Annotated in this window: 15 protein-coding genes; 8 read left to right on the top strand and 7 right to left on the bottom strand. The window is 50.3% G+C overall.

Features of this window, described 5'->3' with window-relative positions:
• Positions 1 to 72: 72 nt before the first annotated feature.
• Positions 73 to 774 (top strand): OmpA family protein, encoded by a 702-nt coding sequence (locus AAC007_RS11660; RefSeq protein WP_296435773.1) that lies wholly within the window; start codon positions 73 to 75, stop codon positions 772 to 774.
• Between the two features lie 235 nt (positions 775 to 1,009).
• Positions 1,010 to 2,557, top strand: coding sequence for an OmpA family protein (locus AAC007_RS11655; protein ID WP_339676983.1), 1,548 nt, complete (start codon positions 1,010 to 1,012; stop codon positions 2,555 to 2,557).
• Between the two features lie 93 nt (positions 2,558 to 2,650).
• On the opposite strand, the gene AAC007_RS11650 is transcribed toward AAC007_RS11655, so the two are convergent.
• Positions 2,651 to 3,289, bottom strand: coding sequence for a DUF938 domain-containing protein (locus AAC007_RS11650; RefSeq protein ID WP_339676981.1), 639 nt, complete (start codon positions 3,287 to 3,289; stop codon positions 2,651 to 2,653).
• 41 nt (positions 3,290 to 3,330) lie between these two features.
• Between AAC007_RS11650 and AAC007_RS11645 the strand changes: the two genes are divergently transcribed.
• The gene (locus tag AAC007_RS11645) at positions 3,331 to 3,789 is read left to right on the top strand and encodes an EVE domain-containing protein (protein ID WP_339676978.1); all 459 of its coding nucleotides are present in this window, start codon (positions 3,331 to 3,333) and stop codon (positions 3,787 to 3,789) included.
• Positions 3,790 to 3,798: 9 nt separating this feature from the next.
• On the opposite strand, the gene yaaA is transcribed toward AAC007_RS11645, so the two are convergent.
• Genes yaaA through AAC007_RS11630 form a run of 3 tightly spaced genes read right to left on the bottom strand, consistent with a single transcriptional unit; the run spans position 3,799 to position 5,853 of the window.
• A complete protein-coding gene (gene yaaA / locus AAC007_RS11640; protein WP_339676977.1) occupies positions 3,799 to 4,575 on the bottom strand; it encodes a peroxide stress protein YaaA in 777 nt (258 codons plus the stop codon).
• A gap of 28 nt (positions 4,576 to 4,603) precedes the next feature.
• On the bottom strand, positions 4,604 to 5,179 hold the full coding sequence (locus AAC007_RS11635; RefSeq protein ID WP_296435766.1) for a DUF4265 domain-containing protein: 576 nt from the start codon (positions 5,177 to 5,179) through the stop codon (positions 4,604 to 4,606).
• Between the two features lie 23 nt (positions 5,180 to 5,202).
• Entirely contained in the window at positions 5,203 to 5,853 is a 651-nt protein-coding gene (locus AAC007_RS11630) for a hypothetical protein (protein WP_339676974.1), read from the bottom strand.
• A gap of 68 nt (positions 5,854 to 5,921) precedes the next feature.
• Between AAC007_RS11630 and AAC007_RS11625 the strand changes: the two genes are divergently transcribed.
• From AAC007_RS11625 to AAC007_RS11610, 4 genes are all read left to right on the top strand, one after another.
• A complete protein-coding gene (locus AAC007_RS11625; RefSeq protein ID WP_339676972.1) occupies positions 5,922 to 6,440 on the top strand; it encodes a TRAP transporter small permease subunit in 519 nt (172 codons plus the stop codon).
• Positions 6,433 to 7,803 carry a TRAP transporter large permease subunit gene (locus AAC007_RS11620; protein WP_295873829.1) on the top strand — a complete coding sequence of 457 codons (1,371 nt, stop codon included), beginning with the start codon at positions 6,433 to 6,435 and terminating at the stop codon, positions 7,801 to 7,803. Before AAC007_RS11625 ends, AAC007_RS11620 begins: the two co-directional genes overlap by 8 nt.
• 81 nt (positions 7,804 to 7,884) lie before the next feature.
• Complete coding sequence (locus AAC007_RS11615; protein ID WP_219043429.1) at positions 7,885 to 8,274, top strand: acyl-CoA thioesterase; 390 nt, start codon at positions 7,885 to 7,887, stop codon at positions 8,272 to 8,274.
• 84 nt (positions 8,275 to 8,358) lie between these two features.
• Positions 8,359 to 9,213, top strand: a complete 855-nt coding sequence (locus tag AAC007_RS11610) for an SDR family oxidoreductase (RefSeq protein ID WP_296435761.1) — start codon at positions 8,359 to 8,361, stop codon at positions 9,211 to 9,213.
• Between the two features lie 14 nt (positions 9,214 to 9,227).
• Here the strand turns inward: AAC007_RS11610 and AAC007_RS11605 are convergent, their stop codons facing one another.
• The 3 genes from AAC007_RS11605 to AAC007_RS11595 all read right to left on the bottom strand — a co-directional run bounded on the left by AAC007_RS11605 (position 9,228) and on the right by AAC007_RS11595 (position 14,437).
• On the bottom strand, positions 9,228 to 10,361 hold the full coding sequence (locus AAC007_RS11605) for a TRAP transporter substrate-binding protein (protein ID WP_295873568.1): 1,134 nt from the start codon (positions 10,359 to 10,361) through the stop codon (positions 9,228 to 9,230).
• A 16-nt stretch (positions 10,362 to 10,377) separates the two neighbouring features.
• Positions 10,378 to 12,549 (bottom strand): DNA helicase II, encoded by a 2,172-nt coding sequence (uvrD, locus tag AAC007_RS11600; RefSeq protein WP_339676968.1) that lies wholly within the window; start codon positions 12,547 to 12,549, stop codon positions 10,378 to 10,380.
• A 241-nt stretch (positions 12,550 to 12,790) separates the two neighbouring features.
• Positions 12,791 to 14,437: a hypothetical protein gene (locus AAC007_RS11595; protein WP_339676965.1), complete on the bottom strand. Its 1,647-nt coding sequence runs from the start codon at positions 14,435 to 14,437 to the stop codon at positions 12,791 to 12,793.
• 206 nt (positions 14,438 to 14,643) lie between these two features.
• Between AAC007_RS11595 and AAC007_RS11590 the strand changes: the two genes are divergently transcribed.
• Complete coding sequence (locus AAC007_RS11590) at positions 14,644 to 15,513, top strand: SIS domain-containing protein (RefSeq protein WP_339676962.1); 870 nt, start codon at positions 14,644 to 14,646, stop codon at positions 15,511 to 15,513.
• Positions 15,514 to 15,624 lie beyond the last annotated feature (111 nt).

Raw genomic sequence — 15,624 nt, 5'->3', positions numbered from 1 at the left:
TATTGGAAGCGTGGCCGTGTGTTCGCTACACTCCGTGAATTGTGAATATGAAGACCCTTAGGAAGGAATACATTGAAATTTAGTTGTACTCAATACTTGGGATTAATGATGTTGCCCCTGCTTTTGTCCGCGTGTGCTGCTGGGGTGACGTCACCCAGTGACAGCGACGGCGACGGCGTTGCCGATGTTGATGATCGCTGCCCCGCCACGGTTGCCGCGATAAGCGTGGATGGCTATGGCTGCGCAGACAGTGATAGTGATGGCGTTATTGACCCGGTTGATCAATGTCCCAATACCCCGCCAGAAAACATGGTTGACCAGTATGGATGCCTAGACAGCGATAACGACGGCATCAAGAATGGAGAAGATCAATGCCCTCGCACCGAGCGTGGTGAGCGAGTCATGCACAATGGGTGCTCGGCTCGGCAAGCGGTCGGTTTAGAGAGCGTGTTTTTTGCGCACGGCGGCGCTGAAATCACTACGGAGGTGCAGGAGCGGTTGGCCGGCATTGCTGAACTAATGCGCCATTCACCCAATTTTCGCATAGCGCTGCAGGGTCACAGCGATAATAGCGGGACATCGGATTTCAATTACCGGCTGTCGCGAATTCGCGCCAATGCGGTCAAAGCGGCGCTGCTTGAATTGGGCGTGGCGTCGAGTCGAATCGACGTTCAGGCCTACGGTGACACTATGCCAATTGCAGAAAATAGCAGCTCTGAAGGCCGTGCCCGCAATCGCCGGGTTGCACTTCGCGTAATTCGCGCTCTGCCCTAGGACGATTTGTGCAGGCTAAAATACCGGGAAAATGTCTACTGTGATTAACTGTTGCTTTACTGTTTCGGGAAGAGAGTTTAGGATTTCGGTGTTTTCAAACGTTAATTTGCACGCATTTTAAATAAAAAATTTACGCTATTATTGTCCACTATGCCTTAAAGTGTGTATTAAGCCTCGCGATGACGTGGTAATTTGCACCTCAAAAGGTATAACTTTAATGATTCAGGGGATGTTTATGAGCAAGCAATGGAAATCTGCTCTTGCTGCCGGTGTGATATTGGCATCAGCAGCGGGTGCGGCAATGGCCCAAGCAGAAAAAGAAAAAGGTTACTACATCGGTGGTAATGCTTTTTACAATGACGTATTCGATGCCGATGGTACGGTTACGACCGAAGCCGCAGGCGGTATTCCCGGACTAAGCGATATACCTGTACTCGGCGGCTTGCTGAACGGCTTGTTGGGCGGCGGTGGCGGCGCAGGTGCTAGCGGCAACTTCGAAAATAGCTACGATACCGATTTCAGCTTCGGTGCTACTTTCGGTTATAAATTTGAAAGTCCATACCGTCTTGAACTCGAATATCGCCAAGGCGAAAACGATATAGACAAGGTAAGTACTGGCGGTGTTTCGGTAGCTGGTGACGGTGCGCTAGAAGTGACCTCGATCATGGGTAACTTGTGGTATGACTTCTCTGCCGGTGAGCGTCTGCGTCCATACGTAGGTTTCGGTCTGGGTCAAGCTAACCTTGATTTCGGCGACGCTGATGATGACGTCATGATTGGTCAGCTAGGTGCCGGTATTACCTATTACATGACACCGCGTTTAGCGATTGATGCGGGTTACCGCTACAGCATGAGCGAAGACGCAAGCTTCAGATCAGGTCCAACAGAAACTGAGATCGAATACAGCGCGCAAAGCGTTTTAGTTGGTCTGCGTTATAACTTCTTTGATGCCCAGTACGGCGTACAAGATGCTGATGGCGACGGCGTTTCTGATGAAATGGATGAATGCCCAGGCACTCCACGTGGCGTTCAAGTTGACAGCGTTGGCTGCCCACTTGATGGCGATAACGACGGTGTAGCTGACTATTTGGATCAGTGCCCTAACACGCCAGCTGGTGCTGAAGTGAATGCGGTTGGCTGTCCTTTAGACGGTGACAACGACGGCGTTGTTGATGCCGACGATGCATGCCCAGATACGCCAGCTGGTCAGCCAGTAATGTCTAATGGCTGTGCTAAAGATCAGGCGGTTATTCTGCGCGGTGTAAACTTTGAGCTGAACAGCGCGAAGTTGACCATGAATGCTGAGACTATCCTGAACGATGTTGCTACAACATTGACTAGCTCTCCAGGCTTCAATGTCGAGCTGCAAGGTCATACTGACAGCACAGGCAGCGATAGCTACAACATGAACCTGTCACAAAACCGCGCTAAATCAGTGAAAAATTATCTGGTTGGCAATGGTGTTGAAAGCGGCCGTTTGACTGCGACTGGTTATGGTGAAGAGCAACCTGTTGCTAGCAACGATACTAAAGAAGGACGTGCAGAAAACCGTCGCGTTGAACTGAAAGTATTGGGTAGCGACACAGTAGCTGAGCCAATGTCTTACGACGAACCAATGGTTGAAGAGCCTATGGTTGAAGAGCCTATGGTTGACGATGAGCCAATGCTTGACGACAGCGCAGTAGAAGAGCCCGCTGTTGAAGAAGAAATGGAAATGGACGAGCCAGCTGTGGAAGAAGAATATCAGCCATATGAAATGTCTGAAGATGAACTAGATTACTAATTTGCAATTACGCACTTAGTTTTAGTTTAGGAAAAACCCGGCTTCGGCCGGGTTTTTTTATGCCTCAGGTTTTATAGAGCAGTAATTTGCTAACTAACCGAGGCGCTGCCATACAAGCAATTGGTTATTGGCGGGCATTTTATGGTCTGCGAGTAGATTTAAACCTGCTTGCCGGGCGAGTAAATTGACGGCTTCAAAATCACGGATGCCGCTTAAGGGGTTGTTGCCTTTTAGCCAGAGCTCAAAGTCTGCATTGCTGGGCGAGGTGAATTCGCCATGATATTTAAAGGGGCCATAAATACAAAGTAGTGCCGTCGGTTTTAAATGGGTATTTACTTTGGTAAAGAATAATTCAACCTCTGCCCAGCTCATGATGTGCAAGGTATTGGCAGAGAAAATGGCATCGTATTGCTGCGCGGGCCAATTCGAATCGCGAACGTCTAAGGTGAGCGGTGGTGCTAGTGAGGTATCCGCAAGCCAGCTTTTTATACCGGGAATATTTTCGCTGCGATCACTGCACTGCCATACTATTTGGGGCATATTGGCGGCAAAATACACTGCGTGTTGTCCCGTCCCACTTCCGATTTCCAAAACATGCTGGCATTCTTGCAGCAGTGGTTTTAAGTGATCCAGTATCGGCTGTTTATTGTTTTCGCAGGCCTGCGAGAAGGGTTTAGCGTCGTTCATAGCGGGGATCTCGCGTTCGCGTACTAGCAACTTGATAGTACCCATAGATAAAAAACCAGTTTAGCGTTTATGACGGGAGTACAACAATGGCCTATTGGTTAATGAAGTCTGAGCCCGATACCTTCAGCTTAGATGATTTGCGCAGTCGCCCAAACAGAACCGAGCACTGGGATGGCGTGCGCAACTACCAAGCTAGGAATATGATGCGCGATCAGATGCGATGTGGCGACAAGGTCTTTTTCTATCACTCGTCTTGCCCCGTACCAGGTATAGCCGGTATTGCCAAAGTGGTTAAAGAAGCCTATCCCGACGGCAGCGCACAAAACCCAGAGTCGCGCTACTACGACCCTAAGGCGAGCGCAGAAAATCCGCGTTGGTTTATGGTCGATGTTAAATTTGAGCGTAAATTTAAGCGATTTATTCCGCTGTCAGAACTCAAGGCAGAGCCGGCCTTGGGCGAAATGGCGCTACTTAAAAAAGGCAGTCGGCTGTCGATTATGCCGGTCAGTAATGAAGAGTGGCAGCAAATACTGTCTATGGTCTAAGTGTAAATATTAGGCCGGTGTATCTCTTAAAAACACCCATTCTCTAGCGCTAGATTGCTCCGGACAGAAATAATAGCCTTCGCTATCAAAGGCTTTAAGTTGATCAACATCTGAGATGCGTTGCTTAATGATATAAGCCGCCATTAAGCCCCGCGCTTTTTTTGCATAGAAGCTAATAATTTTATATTTGCCGTTTTTAAAGTCTTTAAAAACCGGTGTAATGATGTCGGCTTTTAAGGTCTTTGCTTTGACGGCGCTAAAGTATTCGTTTGACGCAAGGTTGACCAATACCTCTGAATCTATGGCAGTTAACTGCTTATTAATCGCTGAGGTTATTTTGTTATCCCAAAACTCGTATAAATTTTTGCCGTCTTTATTTTCAAAGCGCGTGCCCATTTCTAAGCGGTAAGGCTGAATTAAGTCTAGCGGTTTGAGCAGACCGTAAAGGCCAGACAAAATGCGTAAATGCTGCTGCGCGAAATTAAAATCATCGTCATTGAAGCTGTCAGCATTGAGTCCCGTGTACACGTCGCCGCGAAAGGCGAGCACGGCGGCCTTGGCATTTGCGGGGGTAAAAGGGCGAGACCAATTCATAAAGCGGTGGTGGTTTAATTCGCCGAGCTTGGGGCTAATTTTCATCAGCGCTGAAATATCGTCCGGGCTGAGTTTTTGCAATTGTGAAATCAGCGTTTGCGAGCGGGCTAAAAAATCACCTTGGCTGTATTGTGCGGTGTGAGCCGGGGTTTCAAAATCCAGCGTCTTCGCCGGCGATATAACAAGTAGCATGGGTATTCCTGGTTAATATGAGCAGTGCTCAGGCTTGCAGCAGCGCCTGCCACCAATTCAGTGGTTCACCGCTATCGGCATCGTATACATTGCCGTAGATCCAGCTTGCCGAGTCGCCGTTAATCCACTTGCTCATCAGCTGTTCTATGGCACTAAATCCTACGCCGAAATGGATGCTATAGACCAAGGCGCGGTCAGTTTTTATATCTAGGCAGCCGGCCAGCTTTTCTATTTCTGCGGTTAGTTGCATTTCCAGCGCTTCATTGGGCTCGCGGAAAAATACGCGAATGCAGAGGTTGCCGCTGCGCTCGACAACAATAAAGCGGCCACGGGAGTCTGGGTTAACATTGATGCTGTCTAATGCCGCGACACCGCGAACGAATAAGGGCGATTTTAACAGGCGATAATCACCGCTGTTCTGCAGTGGGGTCGCCAGAACTTTCTCGAAAATCGGTTGATTATTGACAGGGTGGGTGCCGGCGTACAACTCCAGCAGGGTTTCCTGATCGGCAAAAGGGGCATCGTCGGTCATAGGCTTTAGCGTATTACTTCGCGGTTCAGTGTATTGGTGGGCAATGATACCGATTTTATCGGCCCACCGCACGGTGCCTATTCCCGCCGAGGGTGTTACTGATTTGGAAAATGGATGCCGATTGGCGGGGGAATGTAAAAGCGATCAGCGCGCTCTTGTGAGCGAATGTCTAATAATTTAAAACCACCCTCAACCTGCAATACCCCTCGGTCTGATTGATGTTTAAACGCGTTTTCTAGTGCGAGCAGTTTGTTGCCGCGCTCGTTTTTCATCGAGCTTGCAAAGCGGCGAAAGAAGTGGCGCAGGCCATCGCTGGCCTTGGTAACATCGGTTCTGTCTGTGAGTACGGCAAGGTATTTAGCGCGACCGTCGCTAGCCGTGTAAACTCGACCTTTAATACCCGCGATATCGCTGAATTGATTAGTGGGGCTCAAGCTTACGGTGCTGGCTTCTGGAACGCTAAGCGCTTGCCCTTCTTGCGCGCCGTTAATAATGCCACCCATTTCGTCCACGTTCATGACGACACGGGCGCCACCTTGCTGGAGTACGGCGATGGCTTGGTCACCGTTGATTATTGAGTAGCCAAGTTGGCCGCGATCTACGCGAATATGTTGATCGTCTCGGTAACTCAGCACAATGGTTTCATTGCCTATGGCGTAGCGTGCAACAATGTCTGCCTGAACATTGCTAGCAAAGCACAGTGTGGCGCTAAGCGCGGACAGGGTGAAAATAATAATAGAACGCATGGTGTCTCCTTGGCATCTGTGTCCGCAGAATAGCTATAATGCGCAGCTAATTTAGGGATACCAATATAGTGAAGCAGTGTGTTTATTTGATAGATAGTCTAACTGAGCGACTTGGACGCTTACTTGCGTGGTTAATTCCCTTAATGATGCTCGGTACGACCTCCGTGGTAGTTATGCGCTACGGTTTTGGTCAGGGCATGACGGCGCTGCAAGAGTCGGTCAGCTATCTACACGGCACAGTTTTCATGCTCGGTGCGGCCTATACCTTAAAGCACGGCGGCCACGTTCGAGTAGATATTTTCTATCGACGGTTCTCACCGCGCACCAAGGCGTGGGTCGACAGTATCGGCAGTATTGTATTTCTGCTGCCACTCTGTGGATTGATATTGATTACCAGCTGGGATTTCACCCTAAATGCTTGGGCTATACATGAGACTTCGGTCGAACCCGGTGGTTTGCCCTTCGTCTACCTCTTGAAAACATTATTGCCGCTTATGGCGATCAATCTGGCGATGCAGGGCTTTGCTGAGTTACTGCGAAATGCCATGGTCTTGATGGGTAGTGAGGCCAATGTCCATGCTGATTGAGCTTCTGCCACTGCTGATGTTTGCCGTCATCTGCTTGGTGCTGATGCTCGGCTATCCCGTTGCGTTTAGTCTTGCCGGCACCGCCATGTTATTTGCCGGTATTGGCATCAGTATTGGTCATTTTGATGCCTCTTTCCTGTCGTCCTTGTCGGGCCGCTTATTCGGCACCATAACGAATGTCACGCTATTGGCCGTGCCACTATTTGTTTTAATGGGGGTGCTACTAGAAAAAAGCCGATTAGCTGAAGACCTGCTCAGCAATATGGCGGCCTTATTTGGTCGGCGTCGAGGTGGTTTGGGTTTCTCCGTTATTCTGGTTGGCATGTTACTGGCCGCGAGCACCGGTATTGTTGGCGCAACTGTGGTCACGATGGGCCTAATGTCGCTCCCGACCATGTTAAAACGAGGTTATTCGCCGAGCTTAGCAACCGGCACGATTTGCGCGACAGGCACACTGGGACAAATTATTCCGCCTTCGATTGCGCTCGTCCTGTTGGGGGACACCTTGTCTAGCGCCTATCAACAGGCGCAGTTAGACCTCGGTGTGTTTAGTCCTAAAACCCTATCGGTAGGTGATTTGTTTATTGGTGCGCTAGTACCGGGCTTATTACTTGTCGTTTTGTACTTGCTCTATATGGGCTTTGTCGCCATGACACGGCCTGAGAGTGCGCCTGCAGCGACGGATCTCAATCCGCCACCGCTGATGCAATTGCTAAAGGGCTTAGTGCCACCTATTGCCTTAATTCTCACGGTATTGGGGTCGATTCTAGTGGGGGCCGCCACTCCAACGGAGGCGGCTGGCGTCGGTGCGCTGGGTGCGGCATTGATGGCGGCCGCGAAGGGTGAGCTGAATATTGTGCGGCTGGGCGAGGTGGCAAGGGAAACGCTAAAAGTGACGTGCATGGTGTTTATGATTTTGATCGGTGCCGCCGTGTTCTCATTGGTATTTCGAGGTTTTGGTGGTGACGACTTAATTCAACATTTTTTTGCACAACTTCCCGGCGGCGTTATGACCGCAACGCTAATCGTTATGCTGGTAATATTTTTACTGGGTTTTATTCTCGACTTCATCGAAATTACGTTTGTGGTGGTGCCCATTGTTGGTCCGATATTGTTGGCGATGGGCGTAGATCCGATTTGGCTGGGAATTATGATTGCGCTTAATTTACAGACCTCATTCTTAACGCCGCCATTTGGTTTTGCCCTGTTTTATCTGCGTGGCGTTGCACCACCATCGGTCACGACCTCAGATATTTATCGTGGCGTTGCCCCGTATATTGCACTGCAATTACTCATGCTGACTTTATTGGCTATTTGGCCTTCATTGGCAACGTGGCTGCCGTCAATCATTCGTGGCCAATAATAATTAGTGATACATTGACAATACCTGTAAGCACACGTTAACTGTGCGTCTTTAACGTTTACTAGCAAGAGATTATCTATTATGCGTGACATCGACGACACGCCCAAACCAACTGGCGAACTCGCCCTACAAACGGTGGCGATGCCTGCCGATACTAACCCGAGTGGGGATATTTTCGGTGGTTGGTTAATGTCGCAAATGGACTTAGCAGGCAGCATTACCGCATCTAGACGAGCTGGGGGCCGAGTGGCAACCGTGGCCGTCGATGCGATGGCGTTTATGACACCAGTGCGGGTTGGTGCGGTTGTTAGTTGCTACACCGAAATTCTTGATGTTGGCCGCAGCTCCATTCGTGTTCGCGTTGAAGTCTGGATTACCAGCCTGCATCAGGATGAGCCGGCGAAAGTGACAGAAGGCGAGTTTGTTTTTGTTGCCATAGATGGCAATGGTCGTACCCGCGTAGTGGACTAAGGTTTTACCTGCTACAGAGAGACGATGTAAACGCGCTTAAAAATAGATCAGACTTAAAGCTTGCGACAATAATGGAGAATAATAATGTCGATGCTTAATAAGGTTTGTTTAATCACCGGTGCCACGAGCGGAATAGGCAGGGCGACCGCGCTTGAGCTGGCGGCGCAAGGCGCAGAGTTGTTTGTGGTTTGCCGCAGCGGCGAAAAGGGCGAAGCCTTAATTGCTGAAATTAAAGCGGCGTCGCCCGACTGTGCGGTTACTTTGTTACTGGGCGATTTGGGTAAGCAAGCGGATATTCATCGCGTTGCCCAGGATTTTCTCGCGACCGATAAGCCCCTGCATTTGTTGCTGAATAATGCGGGGGTGGTAAACACCCATCGCAAACTCAGTGGCGATGGAATTGAAGAAACCTTTGCGGTAAATCACCTCGCGTATTTCCTACTAACAGAATTATTGCGTGACCGTATTGTACAAAGCGCGCCTGCCCGTATTGTGAGTGTCGCGTCAGAAGCCCACACCTTCGTTAAAGGGGTGCAGTTTGACGATATTGAGTTTGCGACAACACCGTATAAAACCTTTAAAGTCTACGGCCACTCAAAGTTGTGCAATATTTTGTGGACGCGGCATCTTGCCAAGCAATTACAAGGCACAGGTGTCACCGTGAATTGCGTGCACCCAGGTCCGGTGAACACCGGCTTGGGCCATCAAGATCATGTGATTATCGGCAAGATAGTCGGTTTTATTTTGAAGCCATTTTTTCGCACGCCAGCACAGGGTGCAGCGACCTCTATTTTTGTCGCTACCTCGCCAAGCCTGGATAATATCAGTGGCGAGTATTTTTCAGACAGTAAACCCAAGCGCGTGAAACCGTGGGCAAAAGATGACGCGGCGGCTGAGCGGCTTTGGCAGCTTAGCAAAACGTATTTAAAGTTAGCCTGAGTAATTCGCGGGGCTTATAAATCCCGCGAATTGATATACGACTGCTCGGAAATATGATGGTACTCCTTGGCACCTTCCATAAAATTCTTCCAGCTGGTGTAGACCTTTTTAGTAAGCGGATCGCTATTCCCGAGTTCTTCTAAATACGCATCCGATGCTTTATGCAGCTCGCGGATTACATCATCAGGTAATTTTCGCAGTTGCACATCGTGCACGTCGACGAGCTCGCGAAGGGCGGCATTATTTCTCGCCGTGTACTCGTCTAACATATCCGCATTGGCGTAGCGCGCTGCGGTTTCTACCATGGCTTGTAAATCCTCTGGTAGCGCTTCAAAAGCCTGTTTGTTGATGATGAGTTCTAGTGTCGAGCCGGGTTCATGCCAGCCGGGATAGTAGTAATATTTTGCGACTTCGTGAAAGCCAAAGGCGAGGTCGTTGTACGGTGCTACCCATTCGGTTGCGTCGATGACCCCGGTTTGCAGAGAAGTGTAAAGTTCGCCACCGGGCAGGGTTACCGAGGTGCCACCAAGGCGATTCCAGACTTCACCACCGGAGCCGGGAATCCGCATTTTCAGGCCTTTCACATCGGCGACGGAATTAATTTCCTTGTTAAACCAGCCCGCCATTTGCACGCCGGTATTGCCCCCCGCCATGGGTACTAAATTAAAGGGTGCATAGGCTTCGCGCCATAATGCTAAGCCGCCGCCGTGGTATAGCCAGCCATTCATTTCCTGGGCGGTCATGCCGAAGGGCACGGCGGTGAAGAATATTGATGACGCTAATTTGCCCTTCCAGTAGTAGGCGGCGCCGTGACCCGCTTCGGCACTGCCGGTAGATACCGCATCGAAAACGCCCATGGCAGGGACTAACTCGCCAGCGCCGTAGACTTTAATCAGTAGGCGGCCCTGACTCATTTTATTGACCATGGCGGCAAATTTTTCCGGCGCAGTGCCGAGCCCAGGAAATCCCTTTGGCCATGTAGTGACTAATTTCCAGTGGAAAACCTGTTGCCCCGTGGCATTGCTTTGCTGATCAGCTCGTTTGTCTTTGCTGCGCTCACCCACATATAACCAGCTCATGGCAACGAGAGCGGCTAGCAGTGCTAAAATGACAAGCGGTGAGGTATTGGCTTTGGTCGCCTGCTTCATTGTTATTATTCCTGTCTTACAATAACTGCAAATTCGCGTACTGCAGCACTAACCATTTGCTGCCTTCATCTTCAAAATTCACCTGTACGCGGGCACTGGCACCTTGACCTTCAAAGCTGATGACCACGCCGGCACCAAAAATACTGTGCAGTACCTGCTGTCCTAAACCGAAGCCAATAGACGCCGCTGCAGCTTGCTGCGAAGTGGTGGTGCTTTGTGCGTAGCTACTGGGTCGGGTAACGGTATTATTAATTCGCACTTCATTAATAAGTTCGTTGGGAATTTCGCGTACAAAGCGCGATAAACTATTAAAACTTTCCTGGCCGTGCAGACGGCGAGATTCGGCATAGCTTAAATATAATTTTTGTTCGGCGCGAGTAATACCCACATAGGCAAGGCGTCGCTCTTCTTCCAGGCGCTCAGGGTCTTCCATCGACATTTTGTGGGGGAAGAGATTTTCTTCCACGCCAACGATAAACACAGCGGGAAACTCAAGGCCCTTGGCTGAATGCAAGGTCATTAACTGCACGCTGTCTTCGTGTTCGTCAGCCTGTTGATCACCGGCATCGAGCGCCGCCTGATCCAGGAACGCGCGCAGGGGTTCGGCTTCCTCGTCTTCCGAGCTATAGCCGCGTGCGGCGGTAATTAATTCCTGCAGGTTTTCTACCCGCGCTTGCGCCTTTTCGCCTTTTTCTTTTTCGTGAAACGCGATCAAGCCGGATTTGTCGATGGTAATGCTCACTTGCTCGTCCAGCGGCAAGTCCTGGCACTGAGCGGCTAAATCTTCGATAAGCGATAGAAAGCTGCGCAGGGCATTGCCGGCGCGGGCGGGTAGCATGCCGTTTTCTATAATCGCCACCGCAGAGCGCCACAGTGATAGCTGATGTTGGCGTGCGTATTCGCGCAGGATTTCGACCGTGCGATTGCCGATGCCGCGGGTCGGGGTATTAATGACTCGCTCGATGGCGGTGTCGTCGTCGCGCAGCGCAATAATGCGCAGATAGGCGAGGGCGTTCTTGATTTCTAAACGATCATAAAAGCGCTGGCCGCCGTAAATACGGTAGGGCACTCCGGCGCGAATTAAATACTCCTCCAGTACACGGGACTGGGCATTGCTGCGATACAACACGCCGATATCGCTGCGGCGATAATCGTCGCGCAGTAATTCGTCAATGCGGTCTGTGACAAAACGGGCTTCGTCCTGCTCGTTAAAGGCGGCAAACAGGGCGATCTTGTCGCCGTCTTCACCTTTGGTCCACAGCTCTTTGCCCATGCGCTGGCTGTTATTGGCAATCAGCGCATTGGCGGCTTTTAGAATGGTGCCGGTAGAGCGGTAGTTTTGTTCCAAGCGCACGATTTGGGTGTTTGGAATATCTTTTGAAAACTGTTGTATATTCTCTATGCGCGCGCCGCGCCAGCCGTAAATGGACTGGTCATCATCGCCCACGGCGGTCATCGCCATGCCCTTGCTGGTTAGCAAGCGCAGCCATGCGTATTGCACCGCGTTGGTGTCTTGAAATTCGTCTACCAATACATGCTTAAAGCGCTGCTGGTAGTGATCGAGAATGGCGGCATTGTCACGCCATAGCTCTAAGGCGCGCAGTAATAGCTCGGCAAAGTCGATAACTCCCTGTTGGCGGCAGACTTCTTCGTAACGACGGTAAACCTTGAGCATGGTGGTTAAATAGTGATCACCACCAAAGTCGTCAATATGTGCAGCCCTGCGGCCCTCATCTTTGTGACCGTTAATAAAGTATTGCGATTGGCGCGGCGGCCAGCGGGTGTCGTCTAATTCCAATTCGCGATGAATGCGTTTGAGTTGGCGCAGCTGATCGTCGCTGTCCAGAATTTGAAAGTTATCGGGTAAGCCTGCTTCACGGGCATGGGCTTTGAGTAAGCGATGGGCCAAGCCGTGAAACGTCCCCACCCACATACCGTGGTTTACGTTGCCATCCAGCAGCGCTTCGATGCGGCCGCGCATTTCGCGGGCGGCTTTATTGGTAAAGGTCACCGCCAAAATGCTGTAGGCAGACAGGCCTTCAACCTTTATCTTCCACGCAATGCGGTGTACCAAAACCCGGGTTTTGCCACTGCCTGCGCCAGCCAGTACCAGCGTGCCGATGCTGTCAGCGGTAACGGCGTCGCGCTGCGCGTCATTGAGATCATCAAGAATATAAGATACGTCCATGGCGGCATATTCTACTGGGATTAGTCGGCGCTGGCACCGCTAAAATGTGATTAGCGACGAGTGAGCAGCAATATTAGTAATGAGCGCTACGTTGGAGGGGTTAAATGATGGGGGTAGCGGTAGTGATGTTGTCGCTGAGAAAGAAGAAGCCGCTAGGCATTATGTCTGCTGGGACATAATATCTAGCGGCTAAGTGGTAGAGATATCGTTATGAACTTATTGTGGGCTGGGCCCTATGCGGTCATTTTTGAACTGCTATTTCCTCACTAATTGGTCCTTCATCTGCAATACGCGTAAAGCTAGCTTCAACGAGTACATCGGCGAAATCTTCTTGGCCGGCTGGGCTTTTACTATCAATTAACACACTATTCGCTGCACCTTTAACGGGTGCGTAGTTGAGAAACCATGTGTCGCCAAACTCGTCTGTTTCAGTGTACGACAGAGTACCTGCGGAGTTGACATTCCAAACCAAGGTGGTGACATCATCTTCTTCGAAAGTCACGGTGCCTGTGCCATCGTCCTTAAGTTGAATGCTGAAGCTTTCCACGAAGCCGACCTTGTCATGATAAGACGGCGAGGTAGATGTGATCTGCCAATTGCCGACTAACTCTGCCTCATCAAATCCGGTGTCCCGATTAACGAGGATGTCTACCAAGTTTTCACCATCACCAACGAGTGTGGTTGTGAACTGTCCTACCCGAGCAAAGAATATCTCATCTTCCTCGTCGACGAATTTTAAGTCACCCCACCGCTCTACAGTAAATGCGCTAGTGTTGTCGCTCAGATCGTCTTTATTGTACAGGCCACCATCTCCATCGCTGTCGACATTGGCTGTGAAAGTATAGTTGCCCTCATTTATTGAGAATGTACCAAACTCGCCAGATAAGGCTTGCTGGGGTTCGCCATCATAGTTTTCTAGATTGTTGGTGTGGGCGATGACGTACTCACTGTCAGATAGAAAAGTCAGTATATTTAGGTTATCCGCATCGGCTTCATAGAGTTGCCATGCGCCTTGTAATTCTTGATTCAGATTTTTTACGCGGCTAAACACGACCGTGTCACTGTCGACGTCGGTAAAGGTGAGGCTTAGGGTGTCGCCAGTGACGGTGGCAGTGGATACGGAGCTTCCGTCATCGTAAAGTCCGCCTGAATTATCGGACTGGGCGATGAGCGATGTGCTGAAATCACCGTTGTCGACATCCCATGTGTAATTTCCAAACTCAACCGAGCCCGCTGTTTGATCGCCGTCATCGCTGTGCTCGTGAATGATGATATAGCGCGATTCGTCAATAAATGTCAGTATATTTCGCTTGCCCTCGCCTTCACTGTATAGCCAGCTGCCGAGGATTTGGGATTCTTGGGCGTTCAGGAAATGTGCTTCAGCCTGCTCTTCGCTGACTAGCTGAATGCCGTCTTCGATGGTATCAAGTATGGCTTGGGCTTCACTGTCGAAGTTGGCACTGGCTAAGTCTAAGGTACTATCTTTAAAGGCATTTTCCGCTTCTGCTGAGATTGAAATGCCATTGTCGGGATTGCTATCGTCGTCTAGTGATTGCAGTAGCTGCAAGATATTGGTCCGAACTTCACTATTACCCTGGGCGAGGTCAGTTGGCGTAATTTGCTGTGTCGCGCTAACACTGGGAAATTCAAAGTCGCCAATAGAGAATACGACCGACTCGCCATCGCGGTAGTCAAATTCACCCAGGGCGTTGGTCAGACCCTGCAAGCTATCAGTTTGGTACTTAACGCCGAAAACCGGGCTATCGGTAAAAATGCCTTTGAGGCTATCGCTGGGAGCGCTGGAACCACCGCCGCCAGAGCCACCGCTGCCACCGCCGCACGCGGTGATAAGAAATACACAGTTTAAACCAAGCAATTTCAACTTCATTACAGCTACTCCAATATCTGTACTATTTTTTAGAAAATACCTACTCAAAATACATAGCTTGCATTCGGTGTGAGGCTAAGACTAAGGCTAAGTCTTATTCCGTGAAGAGGCTTCCCCAATATTGGGGAGGGCGACGTTTAGTGACGAGTAGAGGCCAATGCTCATGGGCTGAGTTACAATGAGAACCCAAGACTAATAAAATCGAGATGTCGGAGTTAAATTTGCGACCGAGAAATATTATCCGAGCCATGGAAACCTGCCGGGAGCAAATGCGCCGGTCTGAGCGCAAAGTGGCGGACTATATTCTGGCAAACCGCAAGGAAGTGATTCATATGCGCATTGTCGACCTTGCGCAGGAGGCTCACGTCAGTGAACCTACGGTAGTGCGTTTTTGTCGCGCGGTGGGCTGCGATGGTTTTCAGAACTTTAAAGTTGCACTGGCCCAACATATTGCCCACAGCCCCGAGTACGAAGAGTTTAGTTTTGGCGACGAAGATTCCGCACGCCAATACACCTTTAAGGTGTTTGACTCGACGATGGAGGCCTTAAAAAAGGTCCGCGACAACATTGAAGTCGCCGCCATAGAGCAAGCCGTGGAATTGCTTAGCAATGCCCGTCGCGTTGAGTTTTACGGCTTTGGCGCCTCTGCCGCCGTCGCCACCGACGCCCAGCACAATTTGTTTCGCCTGCAAATATCGGCCAGTGTGTATTCCGATCCCCATGTGCAGGCCATGTCGGCGATGTCTCTGAATCAGCAAGATGTGGTGGTGGTCATTTCCCAATCGGGCCGAACCAAGGCCTTGTTGGATGCCATAAACTTAGCCAAACGCAACGGCGCGCCGGTGATTGCACTCGCGCCCAGTGGATCACCTGTCGCTGCGGAGGCAGACCTCGCCATCTATATTGATGTAGATATGGATGAGGGCGATTACACCCCCTTGCCGTCGCGCCTTGCGCATATGGCGGTACTGGATATTCTGGCGGTGGGAATCTCCCGCAGCAAGGCGGGGGTGCGTGAGCATTTGAAAACCATAGAAAAAGGTTTGCAGGTTCTGCGTACAGATATTAAAGAGTGAGTGTTGTTCCGCCGCCGGATAATTCAATTCAGCTTATAAACGAGCAACCTACAAATACTGCGTTAAAGTGATACATTCCAACGAAGGTATTTTCGGTGATCACAGGGAAAG

This window comes from uncultured Zhongshania sp., assembly GCF_963975605.1.
Taxonomy (GTDB): domain Bacteria; phylum Pseudomonadota; class Gammaproteobacteria; order Pseudomonadales; family Spongiibacteraceae; genus Spongiibacter; species Spongiibacter aquimaris.
Note: the sequence above shows the minus strand (reverse complement) of the source record. Positions and strands in the feature narration are given on the sequence as shown.

Excerpts from the sequence above, each read along its gene's own strand:
- AAC007_RS11645 (WP_339676978.1), top strand. The coding sequence starts at position 3,331 with ATGGCCTATTGGTTAATGAAGTCTGAGCCCGATACCTTCAGCTTAGAT.
- AAC007_RS11610 (WP_296435761.1), top strand. The coding sequence starts at position 8,359 with ATGTCGATGCTTAATAAGGTTTGTTTAATCACCGGTGCCACGAGCGGA.
- AAC007_RS11650 (WP_339676981.1), bottom strand. The coding sequence starts at position 3,289 with ATGGGTACTATCAAGTTGCTAGTACGCGAACGCGAGATCCCCGCTATG.
- yaaA (WP_339676977.1), bottom strand. The coding sequence starts at position 4,575 with ATGCTACTTGTTATATCGCCGGCGAAGACGCTGGATTTTGAAACCCCG.
- AAC007_RS11595 (WP_339676965.1), bottom strand. The coding sequence starts at position 14,437 with ATGAAGTTGAAATTGCTTGGTTTAAACTGTGTATTTCTTATCACCGCG.
- AAC007_RS11630 (WP_339676974.1), bottom strand. The coding sequence starts at position 5,853 with ATGCGTTCTATTATTATTTTCACCCTGTCCGCGCTTAGCGCCACACTG.
- AAC007_RS11590 (WP_339676962.1), top strand. The coding sequence starts at position 14,644 with ATGTCGGAGTTAAATTTGCGACCGAGAAATATTATCCGAGCCATGGAA.
- uvrD (WP_339676968.1), bottom strand. The coding sequence starts at position 12,549 with ATGGACGTATCTTATATTCTTGATGATCTCAATGACGCGCAGCGCGAC.
- AAC007_RS11655 (WP_339676983.1), top strand. The coding sequence starts at position 1,010 with ATGAGCAAGCAATGGAAATCTGCTCTTGCTGCCGGTGTGATATTGGCA.
- AAC007_RS11605 (WP_295873568.1), bottom strand. The coding sequence starts at position 10,361 with ATGAAGCAGGCGACCAAAGCCAATACCTCACCGCTTGTCATTTTAGCA.
- AAC007_RS11615 (WP_219043429.1), top strand. The coding sequence starts at position 7,885 with ATGCGTGACATCGACGACACGCCCAAACCAACTGGCGAACTCGCCCTA.